Origin of the sequence: Methanoculleus nereidis (assembly GCF_032944295.1) — an archaeon.
Taxonomy (GTDB): Archaea; Halobacteriota; Methanomicrobia; order Methanomicrobiales; family Methanoculleaceae; genus Methanoculleus; species Methanoculleus nereidis.
In genome coordinates this window covers 213,127-229,772 of the sequence record NZ_JABFFQ010000001.1, presented here as the reverse complement: position 1 = coordinate 229,772, position 16,646 = coordinate 213,127, and the positions used below count along the sequence as shown (strand labels likewise).

At 61.5% G+C, this 16,646-nt stretch carries 20 protein-coding genes; 6 read left to right on the top strand and 14 right to left on the bottom strand.

The genetic code is table 11. The features are described 5' to 3' along the window. Positions 1–4: 4 nt before the first annotated feature. The 5 genes from HL657_RS01275 to HL657_RS01255 all read right to left on the bottom strand — a co-directional run bounded on the left by HL657_RS01275 (position 5) and on the right by HL657_RS01255 (position 4,847). Positions 5–190, bottom strand: a complete 186-nt coding sequence (locus tag HL657_RS01275; RefSeq protein WP_317295046.1) for a methytransferase partner Trm112 — start codon at positions 188–190, stop codon at positions 5–7. Further along, complete coding sequence (locus HL657_RS01270) at positions 187–1,197, bottom strand: adenylosuccinate synthetase (protein ID WP_317295045.1); 1,011 nt, start codon at positions 1,195–1,197, stop codon at positions 187–189. Before HL657_RS01270 ends, HL657_RS01275 begins: the two co-directional genes overlap by 4 nt. A gap of 699 nt (positions 1,198–1,896) precedes the next feature. Beyond that, positions 1,897–3,057 (bottom strand): aminotransferase class I/II-fold pyridoxal phosphate-dependent enzyme, encoded by a 1,161-nt coding sequence (locus HL657_RS01265; protein ID WP_317295044.1) that lies wholly within the window; start codon positions 3,055–3,057, stop codon positions 1,897–1,899. Positions 3,058–3,067: 10 nt separating this feature from the next. Then, complete coding sequence (locus tag HL657_RS01260; RefSeq protein ID WP_317295043.1) at positions 3,068–3,559, bottom strand: Lrp/AsnC family transcriptional regulator; 492 nt, start codon at positions 3,557–3,559, stop codon at positions 3,068–3,070. Between the two features lie 4 nt (positions 3,560–3,563). After that, complete coding sequence (locus HL657_RS01255) at positions 3,564–4,847, bottom strand: ORC1-type DNA replication protein (protein ID WP_317295042.1); 1,284 nt, start codon at positions 4,845–4,847, stop codon at positions 3,564–3,566. A gap of 1,030 nt (positions 4,848–5,877) precedes the next feature. Between HL657_RS01255 and HL657_RS01250 the strand changes: the two genes are divergently transcribed. Next, a complete protein-coding gene (locus HL657_RS01250; protein WP_317295041.1) occupies positions 5,878–6,372 on the top strand; it encodes a MogA/MoaB family molybdenum cofactor biosynthesis protein in 495 nt (164 codons plus the stop codon). Positions 6,373–6,763: 391 nt separating this feature from the next. Here HL657_RS01250 and cgi121 read toward each other — a convergent pair whose 3' ends face one another. From cgi121 to HL657_RS01220, 6 genes are all read right to left on the bottom strand, one after another. Then, positions 6,764–7,288, bottom strand: a complete 525-nt coding sequence (gene cgi121, locus HL657_RS01245; protein WP_317295040.1) for a KEOPS complex subunit Cgi121 — start codon at positions 7,286–7,288, stop codon at positions 6,764–6,766. A gap of 7 nt (positions 7,289–7,295) precedes the next feature. Continuing rightward, complete coding sequence (locus HL657_RS01240; RefSeq protein WP_317295039.1) at positions 7,296–9,434, bottom strand: ATP-dependent DNA helicase; 2,139 nt, start codon at positions 9,432–9,434, stop codon at positions 7,296–7,298. A gap of 82 nt (positions 9,435–9,516) precedes the next feature. Next, entirely contained in the window at positions 9,517–10,059 is a 543-nt protein-coding gene (locus HL657_RS01235; protein WP_317295038.1) for a KH domain-containing protein, read from the bottom strand. Positions 10,060–10,082: 23 nt separating this feature from the next. Then, positions 10,083–10,859, bottom strand: a complete 777-nt coding sequence (locus tag HL657_RS01230) for a serine protein kinase RIO (RefSeq protein WP_317295037.1) — start codon at positions 10,857–10,859, stop codon at positions 10,083–10,085. 7 nt (positions 10,860–10,866) lie between these two features. Beyond that, entirely contained in the window at positions 10,867–11,814 is a 948-nt protein-coding gene (locus HL657_RS01225) for a tyrosine--tRNA ligase (protein ID WP_317295036.1), read from the bottom strand. A 64-nt stretch (positions 11,815–11,878) separates the two neighbouring features. Further along, positions 11,879–12,904 carry a type II glyceraldehyde-3-phosphate dehydrogenase gene (locus HL657_RS01220; RefSeq protein ID WP_317295035.1) on the bottom strand — a complete coding sequence of 342 codons (1,026 nt, stop codon included), beginning with the start codon at positions 12,902–12,904 and terminating at the stop codon, positions 11,879–11,881. Positions 12,905–13,189: 285 nt separating this feature from the next. Here HL657_RS01220 and HL657_RS01215 point away from each other — a divergent pair, with 285 nt between their 5' ends. Next, positions 13,190–13,759: a GNAT family N-acetyltransferase gene (locus HL657_RS01215; RefSeq protein WP_317295034.1), complete on the top strand. Its 570-nt coding sequence runs from the start codon at positions 13,190–13,192 to the stop codon at positions 13,757–13,759. 11 nt (positions 13,760–13,770) lie between these two features. Next, the gene (locus HL657_RS01210) at positions 13,771–14,358 is read left to right on the top strand and encodes a GNAT family N-acetyltransferase (protein WP_317295033.1); all 588 of its coding nucleotides are present in this window, start codon (positions 13,771–13,773) and stop codon (positions 14,356–14,358) included. Positions 14,359–14,548: 190 nt separating this feature from the next. Here HL657_RS01210 and HL657_RS01205 read toward each other — a convergent pair whose 3' ends face one another. Both HL657_RS01205 and HL657_RS01200 read right to left on the bottom strand, forming a co-directional pair. After that, positions 14,549–14,758 carry a hypothetical protein gene (locus tag HL657_RS01205; protein WP_317295032.1) on the bottom strand — a complete coding sequence of 70 codons (210 nt, stop codon included), beginning with the start codon at positions 14,756–14,758 and terminating at the stop codon, positions 14,549–14,551. Positions 14,759–14,810: 52 nt separating this feature from the next. Beyond that, positions 14,811–15,104 (bottom strand): DUF5661 family protein, encoded by a 294-nt coding sequence (locus HL657_RS01200; protein WP_317295031.1) that lies wholly within the window; start codon positions 15,102–15,104, stop codon positions 14,811–14,813. 112 nt (positions 15,105–15,216) lie between these two features. Between HL657_RS01200 and HL657_RS01195 the strand changes: the two genes are divergently transcribed. From HL657_RS01195 to HL657_RS01185, 3 genes are all read left to right on the top strand, one after another. Beyond that, on the top strand, positions 15,217–15,621 hold the full coding sequence (locus tag HL657_RS01195; RefSeq protein WP_317295030.1) for a hypothetical protein: 405 nt from the start codon (positions 15,217–15,219) through the stop codon (positions 15,619–15,621). Positions 15,622–15,699: 78 nt separating this feature from the next. Continuing rightward, positions 15,700–15,912: a KTSC domain-containing protein gene (locus tag HL657_RS01190; RefSeq protein ID WP_317295029.1), complete on the top strand. Its 213-nt coding sequence runs from the start codon at positions 15,700–15,702 to the stop codon at positions 15,910–15,912. Positions 15,913–15,957: 45 nt separating this feature from the next. Further along, complete coding sequence (locus tag HL657_RS01185) at positions 15,958–16,197, top strand: KTSC domain-containing protein (RefSeq protein ID WP_317295028.1); 240 nt, start codon at positions 15,958–15,960, stop codon at positions 16,195–16,197. 12 nt (positions 16,198–16,209) lie between these two features. Here the strand turns inward: HL657_RS01185 and HL657_RS01180 are convergent, their stop codons facing one another. Then, positions 16,210–16,635, bottom strand: coding sequence for a metal-dependent transcriptional regulator (locus tag HL657_RS01180; RefSeq protein WP_317295027.1), 426 nt, complete (start codon positions 16,633–16,635; stop codon positions 16,210–16,212). Positions 16,636–16,646 lie beyond the last annotated feature (11 nt).

Sequence of the window (16,646 nt, the reverse complement as noted above, 5' to 3'; positions counted from 1 at the left end):
GCACTCAGTCCTCACAGGCGGTCTGCGGGAGGAGGTTCGGGATGCCCTCGCTGATGGGGTAGTCGACGCTGCACGCCGCGCACCGGAGAGTCCCCTCCAGCACCTCCTCACCGCCCTCCTCGGTCACGGTCAGTTCGAGTTCGCCCTTGCAGACCGGACAGCAGAGTATCTCCATCAGGCTTTTTCTCATAATTTGCCCCTCAGATCGATGATCTGAGACATCTCGGGACCCGTCGAGATCAGGGTGACGGGTTTGCCGATGTCATTCTCGGCCTGCGCGATGAAGTCCCGTGCCGCTTTGGTCAGCTGATCGTACTCCGTCGCGCCGAAACAGGCCGGGTCGATCCGGTCGATGCCGGTGATCGCCGCCTGGGTACACCCGTTGATCATCGCCGAGTAGCGGGCCATCTTTCCGTCCCAGGTGCCGATGCGGCGCTGGCGATGGGTGACGGTGCCGAACTCCTCGATCCCGAGCTCGTGCGATCGCTCCGCCGTCATCTCGGTGGAGAAGGGACCCTCCCCGACCCGGGTCGGGTAGGCCTTGAAGACGACGATGACATCGTCGATCCGGGTCGGGCCGACGCCGTTATCGGCGGCGATCTGCGAGGCGGAGGTGTCCTTGCTCGTCACGAACGGGTAGGTTCCGAAGTAGAGCGAGATCCCGAAGCCCTGGGTTCCTTCGAGGAGGACCACCTCATCCCGGTCCAGGGCGCTGTTGACATCCTCGGCCACGTCGGTGATGAAATCCGCGAGCTCCGGGACATCTTTCGCCTGCCGCGACGTTCGGAGAACACGATCCGCGTTGGCCGGGCCGCACCCGGTTCCGGTGCTCCCGATCTTATCCCTGAGGTGGCCGCTTGCCTTATCCCGGGCGATATGCTCCTCCTCGATGACGCCGCAACGCCCGTCGACAAAGATCCTGCCCTGGACGTCGACCAGGTCGACCTCCCGCAGGAAGACCCGGGGGTCGACGAGCACGCCGCTCCCGATCATGAGGGCCGCTTCCGGGTAGACGAACCCCGAAGGGACCATCCTGACACCGTACTCTTTCTCTCCGACTTGGACAGTGTGCCCTGCGTTCGGGCCGACGCCGCCTCGGGCGATGATGGATGGCCTGTCCTGATGAGCGATGTGGGCGACTATCTTTCCTTTTCCCTCATCACCAAAGAACCCGCCGACGATAATAGTACAACTCATTGTTCTATCAAGTAGGATGGAGCGATACTGGGTGATAAACGTTACAATGTGATACCGGGAGAACGGCCACCACCCTTAAAGGCAACCGAATTCTGGCAATGCCCGTACCGCCCGTTCCGGGCCGTTCCGAGCCCCGAGCGAGAGCGCCGGCCCTGAATACCCCGGAGTGCGGGCAGGGGAAGGATTGTCTTCGCCCGGACGGGTCTTTTAGCAGGCGCGGGATGCCGGGTATGTGTCTGCGCCGCGCCACGATATTCCCATATATTCCGGATATCCTGCATTTCCAGCAACGCGTTCATCATATATCAATCCTGGCACCCGTCGATCATCTTCGGTTCGGCTGCCGCCAGGATCTGAACCCCTTCATTTCCAGTGGAAAATTCTTCCCGGCGATATTCCAGACTGCTACATCGGGTTTTCCCTCCGGAGCGGCATGATAATCTGATTACAGATTATGTACCGGAGCGCGGATGCGAGCCCGAAGATCTGCCCGGGGTTCAGGAGGGCGGGTGCATATTCCGGTACAAGTGCGACGGGATCCCGACCAACCAAAATCCCAGAATAAATCCACATCTCCAGTGGAAATAAAGGGGTTGTCCGACCGTCGTTTTTCTGTCCGACATCAGACAATCGGTTGCTCGGGAAGAGGATTGCCATAAAAGAGTTTCGATTTTCGTTTGAATATTTATGGGGATATTTTTATTTTATCGATTCAAGAAAGGTCCCCATCCGGGAGAGGGCCTCCTTGAGATCGTCGCGCGAGACTGCATAGGCGCACCGCACGTGCCCGACGCCGGAAGGCCCGAGAACGCTTCCGGGGACCACCGCCACGTGCTGCTCGCGCAGAAGTGCCTCTGCAAATTCGGTATCGTTCATGCCGGTGCTCTCCACCGAGGGGAAGGCGTAGAACGCACCCCTGGGGACGTGGCAGGCAAGACCGAGCTTGTTCAGCCCGTCGACGAAGAGGTTGCGCCGGAGGCGGTACTCCCGGACCATGGCATCCTTCTCGGCCTCCCCGTTCCGGAGTGCTTCATAAGCCGCGATCTGCCCCATGACAGGAGCGCAGAGCGCGACATACTGATGGATCTTCAGGGCCGCCGCGGCGATCTCCGGGGGAGCGCAGAGGTAGCCGATCCGCCACCCGGTCATGGCAAAGGCCTTCGAGAACCCGTTTAAGGTGATCGTTCGATCACGGAGTTCGGGGATCGCTGCCGGTGAGAAATGGTCGCCGTCGTAGGTGAGCTCGGCGTAGACCTCGTCGCTGATGAGGAGGAGGTCGTGATCGACCAGGAGATCGGCAATAGCGCGCCAGTCCGCCTCATGCATCACCCCGCCGGTGGGGTTGTTCGGGAAGTTTGCTACCAGGGCCTTCGTCCGCGCCGTGATCCGTTCCGCGAGTGCATCGGCCGTCAGCCGGAACTCGTTCTCCGCCCGACAGGGGACGGAAACCGGGGTCCCGCCGGCGAGGGAGACACAGGGGGTGTAGGAGACGTAGCAGGGCTCCGCAACCAGCACCTCGTCTCCCGGATCCGTGATGGCCCGGATAGCGATATCGGCCGCTTCCGAGACGCCGCAGGTCACGATGATCTCCTCTTCGGGGTCGTAGTGGGTATTAAACCGGGTATCAAGGTAGCGGCTGATAGCGCCCCGGAGCTGGGGCGTCCCCGTGTTCGAGGTGTAGGCAGTCGACCCCTGCTCGATCGAGTAGATGGACGCCTCGCAAACGCACCAGGGGGTCACGAAGTCCGGTTCGCCGACACCCAGGGAGATGACGTCCTCCATCGTCTGGGCGATATCGAAGAATCTCCTGATGCCCGACGGCGGTATCGCGCGGACCCGTTCCGAGATGAAATCTCTCACGTATCTCACCTCAGAACGAGTAGGGGAGACGCTCAACCTCTTCGCGCTCGGCGAAGACAGTGCCGTTCTCCTTGTAGGTTTTCATGATGATATGCGTCGCCGTCTCGCGGATCCGGTCCATCGGAGCGATTTGCTCGGCGACGAACCGGGCGATCTCGTGCATGCTCGGCCCGGCGACCAGGAGCTGGAGGTCATAGGCCCCGGTCATGAGCCGGAGCGACCGGACCTGCGGGAACCGGGATATCCGTTCGGCAATCCGGTCGTAGCCGAAGTCCCGCTCGGGTGAGACCTTCAGCTCGATCACTGCTGCGACATTGCCGTCGCCGGCCCGCTCCCAGTCGACGACCGCCCCGTAGCGGCAGATGGCACCTGCCGCTTCCAGCCGACCGATCCGGTCATTCGCGTCCTCTTCACTCACCTCGGCCAGCACCGCAAGTTCGCTTAACGGGGTGCGGCAGTTCTCCTCCAGGAGCTGGAGGAGGATACGATCCTTCTCTTCCATAGTTTCACCTAAACATTGATCTTAAACGGTTGATGTCGAGTTCCTTAAGTCTCTGGTCATCCAGCCTCGGATCGCGCGTGACGACCTCCTCGATCTTGCTTGTCGCTGCATCGAACCACATCTCCTTCGTCCGGCCATAGCGGCCTCGCGAGACGACCCGGGTGTTGATGACACCGAGCATGTTGAGTTCAGAGATGAGGTCCGTGATCCGGCGATGCGTCAGGATGTCGAGATCGATGATCCGGGCGATCTCGCGGTAGACTACTGTGACCTCGCCGCTTGTGAAGATCCGTTTGCCCATCTGCTCGAGGATCAGCATCGCGTAGAGAACCGCCTTGCTCTGGGTCGGGAGGGTGGAGATGCACTCGACCATGCTGTCGGTCTCGATCTTCTCCTGGGCCATCCGGACGTGCTTCTCGGCCACACCAGCGGCGTTTGCGCGGTCCGCGAGTTCGCCCGAGACCCGGAGAAGGTCGAGCGCCCGCCGGGCGTCGCCGTGCTCCTGCGCCGCGAGCGCCGCACAGAGCGGGATGACTGTCTCGCCGAGTGCTCCCTCGACGAATGCCAGATCGGCCCTCTGCTGGAGGATATCGCAGAGCTGCGGTGCGTTATAGGGCGGGAAGACGATCTCCTCTTCAGAGAGCGACGAGAGCACCCTGGGGTCCAGGAAGTCGGTGAACCGGAGGTCGTTTGAGATGCCAATGATGCTGACCTTGGCGAACTTGAGGTCGGAGTTGATCCGGGTGAGATTGTAAAGGGTGTCGTCGCCGCTCTTCTTGACGAGTTTGTCGATCTCGTCGAGGACGATGACCATGACCCCGCCGCTGCTCTCAAGCTGGTTTTTGAGCTCCGCGTAAACCTGATCGGTCGGCCACCCGGTCATAGGGATATGGCTCCTCGTGCTGTCGCTCGGGTGCTCGTCGGCGTCGTCGAGGCCGTTTGCTATCTGGGCGAGGACCCGGTATTGGGTATCAATCACCTCACAGTTGAGGTGAACGATCCTGCACTTCGTCCCGGCGAGGGCGCTGGCGTTCTCGAGCTCCGTTCCCACGTACCGGGCTGACGCCGTCTTCCCGGTCCCGGTCTTGCCGTAGATGAGGATGTTTGACGGGGTCTCGTTCGTGAGGGCCGGCGCAAGAATTGAGGCGAGCTCATCGATCTGCGGCTTCCGGTGAGGGAGGATCTGAGGACGATAGCTGTGTCGGAGCACTTCCCTGTTTTTAAATATACGTCTATTGGTCAGGTATTTCTTGAATAATCCCATTGGGTTTGTTTTATCGTCCGACATGATGTCACCGGAGGGGGTTGCCAGGACAGGTAGTTTTCGTGCCAAGGACCCTTAAGTTGATCGTTTTCAGGACAGATAACCCCTTCGTTTCCAGTGGAACAGAGGACCGTTGAATACCGGTGGAATGTCGATGAGCTGTTCAGGATAGCGACGGCATCAGGGGACATGGCGGGAGAAAATCCTGGATCGCCCCCACCCCTTTGTTTCGACTGGAAGGTGATGATGATACGACCTGTATCATTCAATCAAAAAGTGATGACGATAGTCATGTGTACCTCTTCAACTCAAACTATATAATTTTATGGAAAATGTACAGGACAGGAAGAAACGGCTGCAGAGCAGGTAAACAGAAGCATAGAGCGAGGAAAGAGGAGGATTAGGTAGAAAAAGAAGAGTTCGGGGTAGAGGGATAGGCGTACGGAACCGGAAGAAAAGAGTTCGAAAATGGGGAGATAGGTGTACGAACCAGAAGGAAAAAGTTCGAAAATGGGGAGATAGGTGTACGAACCAGAAGGAAAAAGTTCGAAAATGGGGAGATAGGTGTACGAACCAGAAGGAAAAAGTTCGAAAATGGGGAGATGGGGGTACGGAACAGGGAGGAAGAGTTCAGAGTGAGAAGAGGATGGCACAGTACCCATCCCCGATCATCCTGTCGCCGGACCGATCAACTGTCAGTCAAGACCGCGCTTACTCTCCTGGACGGATCGGTACTCCTCCGGGACCAGGTTCCCATCAAGGTGAATCGAGTTGTTGCTCCAGACAGGTTGCATCTCCTCCCTTGAACAGGTCCGGTGGATCGGATCGAAAAACTCTCCTGCCGGCCCGGATCCTGTTAACTATCTCCTATGAACTGGATTCGTCAATCAGGGATCCGCAGATCCTCTCCTCCCGTCCTGCACCGTCGCTCCCTCCAGCCCGGGGTGAACCGTCATAGTTCCAGTCGAAACAAAGGGGTCGGGGATTGCATCCCGCTTTGCGGGGGGATACAAAGAAGTAAAATACGCGGTACAGGGGTACTGGAAGATTCTCTATGGAAAGTAATCACCTAAAACCCCTCACCGTGAACGGTGCCGTCATCACCGTCTCTTCAACCCGGACGCCCGAGACCGACACCAGCGGAAAGGCGCTCATCGACCTCCTCTCCGCCGCGGAGATCGAGGTGACCCACTACGCCATCGTTCCCGACGACCTCGCGCGGATCCGCTCCGAGGTCCGGGCGGCGCTCTCGTGCGCCAACTGCGTCATCGTCACCGGGGGCACCGGCCTCACCTCCGACGACGTGACCATCGAAGCCGTCGCGCCGCTTCTTGAAAAGATAATCGACGGGTTCGGGGAACTCTTCCGGCTGAAGAGCTACGAAGAGATCGGGACCGCCGCGATCCTCTCGCGGGCGATCGCAGGCGTCGTCGACGGCCGGGCGGTCTTCTGCATCCCGGGTTCGACGAAGGCGGTCACCCTCGCCGCAAAAGAGATCATCATCCCCGAGATCCGGCACATCCTGACCCACGCCGGGGCTGGCCGGTGAGAGCAGGCTGTTTCACTTGCGGAGGGTGGCCACCTCACGCGAAGTACGACTATCGTCAGGATAGGGGCTCGAGCGCCGGAGGTGTGAAGAATACGGGTCTTCGCGTTCTTCGCGGCTCGAAGCCTATGGCTTCTCAAACTCCTTCCCCAAAGGGGAAGTCGTTCTTCGCGTGATCTGACGGGTGCAGATAGCGATATAGCCTCACGCGAAGGACGCGAAGCCGCGAAGGGGAGTTCCTCTCGGATAAACCAATCTTCGCGCCTTCGCGCCTAACGGTGTTCAAGCTCCGGCCCTTCGGGCCATCGCTCTTCGCGCGAGGCAACCCATGGCGTGAGCGACGGTGATCTGGCCGCTCCCGTTGCCGCGAAGAGTGCGTAAAATCGGTTGGAGGTCAGCGGTAGACGTCGAGGAGCGCCACCCGCTCAAGCACCAGGTCGCGGAACCGCCCCTCCCCGACCACTGCGACCTCCTCGGGGGTGATCGAGAAGAGGTCCGCGAGGCGCGCCCGTTTCACGGGGTCGATCTCCTCCTCCAGGTCGTCATCGAAGAACGTCACGAGATCGGCAAGGCGACCCTGGACGCCGGGCGCCGGGGGACAGACGGCGACGTACGACCGGTTCTCTCCCGGGTGAATCCCGAAGGACGAGGCCACCTGGCACTGCCGGGTTCCCGCGGCGTAGAGGAGCGCCTCCATCTCGATTGAGTTTGCGATCGGGTCGCCCCGGGTCCACGACCGCCAGGCGTGCCGGAGTGCCGCCTCCACGTGATCCCGCCCTGCCAGGCGGTCGGCGTCGAAGAGGATGATGTGCGTCTCAAACTCGTCGGCGATCTCCCGGATCTCGTTTAAAAACCCGATCTTGTCATCGATCGTAAAGACCGCCCAGTAGACTTCGCATGCTATCTCTGGTTCTGCCATCTTCCATTCACCCGAACCGGGAGAGGGTCGACTGCTCCTCGCCGGCATTCGCGATCTCGTCACGGACACCATCGAGCTGCTCGAAGACCTGTGCGGCGATCCCCTGCCCGAGAACCTTCCCGACCTTCTCCGGCCCCGCCTCCCGGAGCGCCTCGATCGAGTCGATACCGTTGTTGAAGAGCCGGCGGGCCCGGACCCGGCCGATCCCGCGGATCCTGATGAGGGGCAGGAGCTCCTTCTTGATACCGTGCTTCGTCCGGAGTTCCATCTCCTCGATGGGGGCCTTGAGGTGCGGGGCGAAGAGCCCGGCGAGTTGCCGGCTCGCGTGGACCAGCCAGGCAACGCTCTCGACCATCCCGTAGACGTCGCCCGGGCCGACGCTGTAGCGCTCGCAGATCACGTCTTCACCCACCTCGTCCGCCCAGTCGGAGAGGAGGAGCGCGGTCTTGAGGCTCCGGTCGAACCCCTCGCCCGCGTCCCAGGGGATCTCCATCCAGAGGTCGTCCCGGTGGTCGGCGAGGAACCGGTCGAGGACGTACATGTCGTTTCTCCTGACATAGAGCGTCGGCATATCCGGTGTCGAGCAGAGGAGGTGCAGAAGGCCGATGTCGGTGTAGTCCTTCTGGCCCGTCATCGCCGTCACGATCACCTCCGCGCTCCGAGGATCGATGTAGAGCCGGGAGACGAGCGAGCCGTACTCGGTGGCCTCGAGCCACTCCCCCACCTCGGTGATCATCTCGCTCTCGCGCAGGAACTCGAGCACCCGGTCGACCGCCCGCGAGAGCGCCCGCGGGCTCTCGCCCTGGTGGGCGTAGAACGTCCCGTCCATGAACCCGAGCACCTCGCCGCGTTCGCGGGCGAAGTTGGTGGCGATGAGCGAGAGGATGTGGGTGCAGAGAACCGCCTCGTCCGCGCACCGGCTCCGGACGTCTTCCGCCGGCGCCTCGATGTAGCAGTCGAAGAGCTCGTCAACCATCTCCTCGGACTTCGCGATCAGGACGGCCTCGCCGTAGGGGTCGAGGCGCGGCCGCCCGGCCCGCCCGGCCATCTGCCGGTACTCCCGGACCGGGATCGGGACCATCCCTTCCCCGGCGTTGAACCGGAGGTAGTCGCGGACGATCACCCGCCGGGCGGGCAGATTCAGGCCGGCCGCGAGCGTTGGAGTCGAGGCGATCGCCTTGATCTGCCCCTCGCGGAATCCCGCTTCAACGATCTGGCGCTCCTCCCGCGAGAGCCCCGCGTGGTGGAACGCCGCTCCCTGGGCGACGCAGGCGGCGAGGGTCTTTCCCATATCGGTCGCGGCGTTCGACCGGAGCTTGTCGGCGTAGCCGGCGAGGACGGGGTTTGCGAGTTTCAGCCCTGAAGCGGCCCGTTTCGCAAACGCCTCGGCGTTTTTGCGGGAACTGACGAAGACCAGGCATTGCCCCCCCTCCGCGACCGTGTCGAGGACGAGGTCCAGGTCCTCGTACTTGCTCCGGCGCTCGACCTGGCGGGTGCTGTCGGAAAACCGGATGCATTCCTCGAAGAATACTCCTTCCCGGAGGTCGACCGGCCGCCACTCGCTCTCGACGAGTTCGGCATCCAGCCACCCGGCGAGATCGGCAGGGTTCCCGATGGTCGCCGAGAGGGCGATGATCTGCATATCCGGGTTCTTGTGCCGGAGTTTTGCGATCACCATCTCGAGCGTCGCCCCCCGTGAGGGGTCGTCGATCAGGTGCGCCTCGTCGACGACCAGCAGGCTGATCTCCGAGAGCCACGGTGTCCGGTTCCGCAGGAGCGAGTCCACTTTCTCGCTTGTCGCGACGATGATGTCGTTCCTTCCCAGGTACTCGTCCCGCCGGTCGAAGTCGCCGGTTGCGATCCCGACACGAAGGCCTTTCCCCGAGAACTCCTCGAACTTCTCGCTCGCGAGCGCCCGCAGAGGAACGATGTAGAGGCACTTGCCGCCCCTCCCCACCTGGTGGTGCATCCCCATCTCGGCGACCAGGGTCTTGCCGCTCGCGGTCGGGATGGCGATCAGGAGGTTTTTCCCCGAAAAAAGGCCCGCTTCGACGCAGGCGGCCTGCGGCGGGTAGAGTTCCCTGATTCCGCGGTCGATGTAGCCGTCCGCGAGATCCGGCGGAACTGGGAGGTCGGCTATCTCCATGTACACCCCTTCATTTCCACTGCAAACCGCACATTCCACGTATCGTCATGGCCATGGGCAGGGTCGACCGTTCCTGCCCCTATCACGAGTAATACTCCAGCATCGACTGTTTGGCTTCCTTCTTCTTCCGATCGAGGAACCCGTAGACGTGCTCGTGGGGTACGCCCTGGATCAGCATCTCGATTGCTTTTCTCGCGGTCTCGGCCTGGTCCGGGAGCCCGATGATTGCGACGGTCTTCCCGTGGACCGAGATCTCCGTGCTGGTCATATCCTCGATCTGGGCGCGGGACGTCCCCGCCTTGCCGATGATCCGGCCCCGGAGCCGCTCGAGCTGCCGGGTCGTCCCTGAGAGGTCGGCGAGGTCGAGGATATCGAGCATCATGTCTTCGTCTTCGAGGAGCCGGAACGCACGCTCCGGCGAGAACCCCCGGTTGATCGCGGAGACGACGTTTGTCGCCGTCATGACGGCGACGGGGTCCTCCCCCTCGATCGTCACCATCCCCTCCTCGCTGTCGACAGAGAGGGTTATCCCGGTCTTCTCCTCAATTTCGCGTTTCGTGGACCCGCTTTTGCCGATGAGTACACCGATTCTCGCCGTTGAAACTTTTATCTCCTGTGTGGTCATGGTTGCATCCCTTCTCCCGGTGTTCAGGGCTCCCGGCGTTCGGTGCCGACGAGCGTTTTGATGATCTCCTGCTCGTCCTGCACGTCGCAGTAGCGGGAGAAATATCGATTAAGGTTCTTGATATCCCGGATCAGAAACACGGGCGCCCGCGGGTGATCCAGGGTGACCGCCTGCCCCATATCGATCAGGTATGGTTTCTCGTGGTAGAGGATATTGTATTCGGAGAGATCGGCGTGAACCAGGCGAGCCTCCTGGTAGAGGCGCTCCACGTAACCGAGGACCTGCCGGTATACTGCCCCGTAATCCTCGACCTCGGCGTTCCGGAGCTGCGGATACGGCACCTCGTCACGCCCGAGGAACGTCATCAGGAGGATGTTTCGATCGAACGCAAGCGGTTCGGGGACCGGGATCCCCGCCTCGTGCGCCCGGGCGAGGTTGCTGAACTCTTTCTTCGTCCAGGCGAAGATGAGGCCCTTGCGCGTTCCCCGGACGTTCGAGAACCGGCGGTCCCCTGCGAGGTACTCGGTCATCGCCTTGAAGTTCGCGGTCTGGATACGGTAGATCTTGATGGCAAGCCCCCGCCCGTCGCGCTCGCCATAAAAGACGTTCGCCTCTTTCCCGGTGCTGATCGGCCCCCCGATGACCGTGATCAGTTTCTTGTGGACGAGCTTGTAGAGCGCGAGGAGGGTGACCTCGTCGAAGACATCCTCCCGTACCTTCACCGTATCGGCGTCTTTTATCCTGACGCCCATCGCCTCGATCTTGCGGTCGAACCGCTCATGTTCGTCTTGCTGGCCCACGGCCGGTTCACCTGTTGCAGACGTAATCGTGTACGGGGGCGAGGATATCGATGAGATGGTCGGCGGCGGCGGTCTTGAGGTCCAGCGGGTGAATCTCGCCAGCCGCGTAGGCACGCTCGAGGTCCTCGTAGGCAGCAAACTCCCGGTCGCCGCCGAACTTCGCGGGCCGGCGGATGGCGACCGCCCCGGTCCGGGGGAAGACGTGGTAGCGCAGGATCTCGAGCACGGGGTTGTTCTCGACCTCGGGCGGGCAGAACGCCTTCTTCATCTTCTTTTTGATATCCTCCTCGGAGTCGGCGACCGATATGACGTTTCCGGCCGACGACGACATCTTCTTCCCGTCGAGGCCGTTGATGATCGGCGTATGGATGCAGACCGGCGCCGGATACCCGATCGAGGGGAGGTGTTCCCGTGCGAGCATGTGAATCTTTCGCTGGTCGATTCCCCCGACGGCGGCGTCCACCTTCAGGGTCGCGATATCGACCATCTGCATGATCGGGTAGACCATCTGAGAGACCGTCGGGTTATCCATCTGCCGCCCGACCTCGTCCATGCTCCTCTTCGCCCGGTTGAGGGTGATCGCCTGGGAGAGTTCGAGGACGGCAAGTTCGTACTCCGGCGTGAGCTGCACGTCCGAGCCGAGGACATAGTTTGCGCCGCGGAGGCCGAGCCCCTCGAAGCAGAGGCGGTTGTACTCGGCCGTCTCCCGGATCTCCTCCATGGTCCCCTTGCGGTTTAAGAACGCGTGGAGGTCGGCGATGAGCACCGTCACCTCGAACCCTGCCTGCTGCAGGTCCATCAGCTTGTTCACCGTCACCATGTGGCCGAGGTGGATCTCCCCGCTCGGCTCGTAGCCGGTGTAGACCCGCCTGACCGGACGGTCGATGAGCGCTCGCAGTTCCTCGTCGGTGACAACCTCTACCGTATTTCGCGTCACCAGTTCGTACGGATCCATTAAAAAGAATGGGTTTGCCGGGGAGTTAATCCTTCTTCCTCCTCCGGCTCCCCTGCCCGGCCGTTCACCCTATGGCGACGAGACCGAGCGCTTCGTTGGTCATCCGGATGGACTCCTCCGGATCCTTTACCGTTCCCACCAGGGCGCGGATGCAGTCGATGTTCTCAGGGACGACGTCGGCCTCCTGGTGGATGGCCTGGAAGCAGTAGAACTCCTTGCCGTCGAGGATAGAGACCGATTCCTCGAAGACCCCGTTCTCCCAGAGGTCGGTTCTCGGCCGGCCGAGGTCCTGGGTGTACTCCCGGAGCTGGGCGTTGCTCTTGATCCCCATGGTCTTGCGGACGAGCCCGATCCGGCTGTGGTTCTCAAAGACCTTCAGCACCTCGTCCCGGGTGGTCTCCTTCTTTAAGTCCATCTGGATGCTGTGCATGTGCATAAACGTCGTCGGGACGATCATCGCGAGGGTGACGATGTTTATGTGTGGGAGGACGGTCTGGAGATCGGGGCCGTGGTGGCTCGGGATGGACGCCGGGTTGAGAACGATCGCGTCGATCGGTCCCTTTTTCACGTCGTCGGGGTCCGCTCCGCGCCGGACCATCACTGCCCGGACCCGCTCGACGCCGAAGGCCTGATCCATCGCATGGATGACCCGGACGAGCCCGGTAGTGTTGCACGAGACGACCCGGGCAAACTGGTGTCCTTCGGCCTCGTTGTAGTTCGCGTGGGCGTTGAACGAGAATCCGGCGACCTCGTGGTCCTCGCCGCCCTGGAAGATCGCTTTTTTGCCGAGTTTCTCGTAGATCGGCCGGTTCTTCTCCCCGACGCCGCCGGGGGTGGCGTCCACGATGACGTCGGCGGCTTTCAGCATCGCATCGACGTCACCGGTGACCTCGATGCCGGCCTTCTCGAACGTCGGCTTTTTGCTGAGATCTGCGATGTAGAGGGGATACCCGCGCTCTTTTGCGATGTACGCCTCGGCGGAGACGCTGGTCTTTGAGACCCCTATCACTTCCATGTCGGGCTGTGCGGCGACCGCATCGGCGACTCGCTTACCGATGGTGCCGTACCCGTTGATCGCGACTTTGATCATGCATGTTGGAATACAGACCAAAAATTAATAAAGGTTGCTGGTTTGCGAATAGGAAAGATATGAACGATTATTATACAAAAAGGGTATTTATAATCATTCATAATCCTTGTTATTCAGCATATATGCGCCGGACGTGACCTCAAAATATAAACCGGGATGGTTTTCATGCAGGCTCATCGATCGGGGAGGCGGGTTCTTGCCAGACTCCTTGGATCGTTCTCTCGCCGCCGGTCGAGAGACGGCGCGGCAGGATTTATATCAGGCCGGTGCCATGAGCATATATTCATGGAGAAACAACCTACCCTCGCAACCGGCCGCCTTCTCCTGCGGTCGTTCAACCTTGCGGACGCCCGTGCGGTTCAGCAGCTCTGCGGAGACTACGCCGTTGCTGCGACGACTCTTCTTCCCCATCCGTACCCGGACGGCCTCGCCGAGGCATGGATCACCTCCCTCTGCGAGGGTATCGAGCGCGGTGATGCCGCAGCCTTCGCCGTCACGCTCGCCGGGGAGGGGACCCTCATCGGCGGCGTCCGCCTGCGGATCGATCCGGATCATGCCCGCGGGGAACTCGGGTTCTGGGTCGCGAAGCACTACTGGGGCCGTGGGTATGCCACCGAAGCGGTTCGGGCGGCGATCGAGTATGGGTTCTCGGTCCTCGGGCTGCACCGGGTCCATGCCATGCATTTCTCCCGCAACCCTGCATCGGGCCGGGTGATGGGGAAGTGCGGGATGGTCCATGAGGGCCGCTTCCGGGGGCACATCAGAAAGTGGGGCGTCTATGAGGATGTCGATCTCTGGGGGATTCTCCGGGATCCGGTCAGCCAGCCCGGGATGCACACCTTCTCACCCTTATGAAGGACAACTCCATGATCGGACAGCCCACCCTCGTAACCGATCGCCTTCTCCTGCGGCCGTTCACCCTCGCGGATGCCCCGGAAGTGCAGCGGCTTGCCGGCGACTATGAGGTTGCGTCCCGTACGCTCAATATCCCCTATCCTTACCCCAATGGAGCAGCTGAGGACTGGATTGCCACCCATCGGCCCGGGTTTGAGAAGGGGATGCACGTTGTCTACGCCGTTACCTGCCCGGAGAAGCAGGGCCTTGTGGGCGCGGTCGGGCTCGTGGAGGTGCATCGCCGTCATGAGCGGGCGGAGCTCGGCTACTGGATTGCGAAGCACTGCTGGGGCCGTGGGTATGCAACCGAGGCCGCCCGGGCGGTGATCGAGTATGGGTTCTCCGTGCTCGGGCTGCACCGGATTTACGCCACGCATTTCTCCAGGAATCCTTCGTCGGGCCGGGTGATGGAGAAATGTGGGATGGTGCACGAGGCGCATCTCCGCGAGCATGACCGGAAGTGGGGCGTCTATGAGGATGTCGACGTCTGGGGAGTACTCCATGATGAGTGGCGGGAGCAATGCACGGTCCCGGCGATCCGGGAGTGCCGGATGCATTAAACCGGCCGGTTCAATGCTCCTACTCCTGCCGTACGGGGAATATATCAATCCTCGGCGCGATGGTGTAATGGGGAATGTGGATGGGGTTCACCCCACCACTCTGTTGCTGCCCCGAACGAAATCACCCGAAAATGCATCCGCCTGTTCAGAATACTTTGTTTGCCGGAGAGGCGGCCGGGCGGCGGGAGCCTTATCTTCTGACAAAGACGGCGTAGCCCCGGTACCCGCCCTCGCTTGCGGTTGCGAAGACGAGGACGTCCGCTCCTCGATACTGCAGTTGCCGGGCATAGGTTTTTGCCGCCTGCTGGGTATCGTAGAGCCGTTCGGCGTAGTACTCCTTCTCGTCGATGACCCGCCGCTGCCGTATCCTGACCCACTCGGTGTTCGGGCGCCGTTCCATGCTTTGTAGTTGCAGCGAGCGGGCAATAGTTGTTGCGCATTCTCCTGCCGGCTTACGGTGTCTGCGGCGACTGCGCCTTTCGCTCCGCCCAGTACGCCTCCGCTTCTTCCTCCATCTTCTCGAGCCGGTCGTAGTAATCCGGGAACTCGTTTAAGTGCGCAAGCGCTATCTTTGCCGTCAGGAAGAGGTCGTCGTCGGTGACGTTCGTCGCCGGAGCATGGAGGCCGTGCTCGAGTTCCACGACCATACCGCGCCGAAACTGCTCGACGTCGAACTCCTGCCAGGTGATGCCGAGCTGCTCGCCCATCGCCTTTGCTTCTTGTGGGGTTACGTCTCTTCGTGCCATGTGGGTAGCCTCGATGAGTGAGATAGCTTCCCGGGGTTATGAGCCTGACGGAGCTCGGGTGCAAAGACAAGCCGGAATCTCTTTCCTTCCCTGAAGAGCAGTATACGTACGGATGACCATGACGGAACCGGTCAACCTCCATACAATGGGCATCCCCGGTGCGGGAGGGGACGCCCCGGTGGGAGAGAAGAAGAACCCGGTGTTTGCGGCGGGGCTTTCCCTCCTCTTCCCGGGGCTCGGTCAGGTTTATAACGGAGAGACGGGGAAAGGCATCCTGGTTCTTTTTCTGGTGCTCGCGGGGCTTCTTGTGATGCTCATCCCCGGTGTAGCCGTCTGGATCTTCGGGATGTATGATGCCTGGGCAACAGCCCGGCGGATGAATGAGGGTACCGTCCCGTTCCGTGAGGTGCGCCTGTTGACGATCGCCCTCTTTATGGTGCTCTGGACAGTCGGGGTGCTTGCCCTCCTCACACTCGCGGCGCTCGCGGCTTTTACGGCCTTCACCGTGGCGATATAGATCTCTTACCGACCGCCGTCGCCCGCCGGACCCTGCCCCCCACAACTCTTATCTCCCACGACCCCTCTACTTCCGCCCATGCAGCGCCAGCTCGTCGAGTCTACCAGCATAAAATCAGTCGGCTACGACCCGGAAGACGAGGTCCTGGAGGTCGAGTTCCACAGCGGCGGAGTCTACCACTACGTCGGCGTGCCGCCCGCGGTCTACGAAGGAATGCTCGCGGCCCGGTCGAAGGGCCGCTATTTCGGGGATTTTATCCGGCTGCGCTACCCTTACGAGAAGGTCCGGTGAGAGCCGCCGCAACCGCTATCACCACCGCCGATCACAACCCCCCGTATGTCTCAACAGCCACCTGGACGTACCGGCGGCGTACAATCCGTCGGCTATGACCCTGTAACGAAGACGCTCCTCATCATCTGCGAGAACGCCAACGCTTACCGCTACGCCGGTGTTCCAAAAGATGTCTACAGCAACCTCCTCGCGGCCGCGTCGAGGGAGCAGTTCGTCCGCGAGTCCATCGAGGGCAGGTACCCGCGGGAGAAGTATCCCTGTCTGGCGGTGGGGGAGGACGTCTGATACGAACCGGCCTCACTGCTGCTGCTTGCGGAACTTTTCGAACGCTTCAAGGCACCGCCGGCCGTCCGGGCTCTCGCTGAGGTACTCCAGGAAGAGGCGGAGGCGATCCAGCGTCTCCGGGCTCACGTGGTGCTCGAACTGGCAGGCATCGCCCTCTGCAATCTCCCCGGTGACGCCCAGGAGTCCCAGCAGGTCGGCAAACGTGCGGTGTCGCATCCAGAGATCCCGGGCCATCTTCTCCCCCGCCGGGGTCAGCCTCGCGCCCGCGTAGGATTCGTAGACGATGAGCCCCTCCTGCTCCAGCTTCTGGAGCATTGACGTGACCGACGGCGGTTTGACGTCGATCGCCTCCGCGATCCTGCCGGTCTGCGCCCGCCCCTCTTGTTTCTCGAGCAGGCAGATGATCTCGATGTACTCCTCCGTTGTCTTTTTGCGCATCTCTCCTTCCT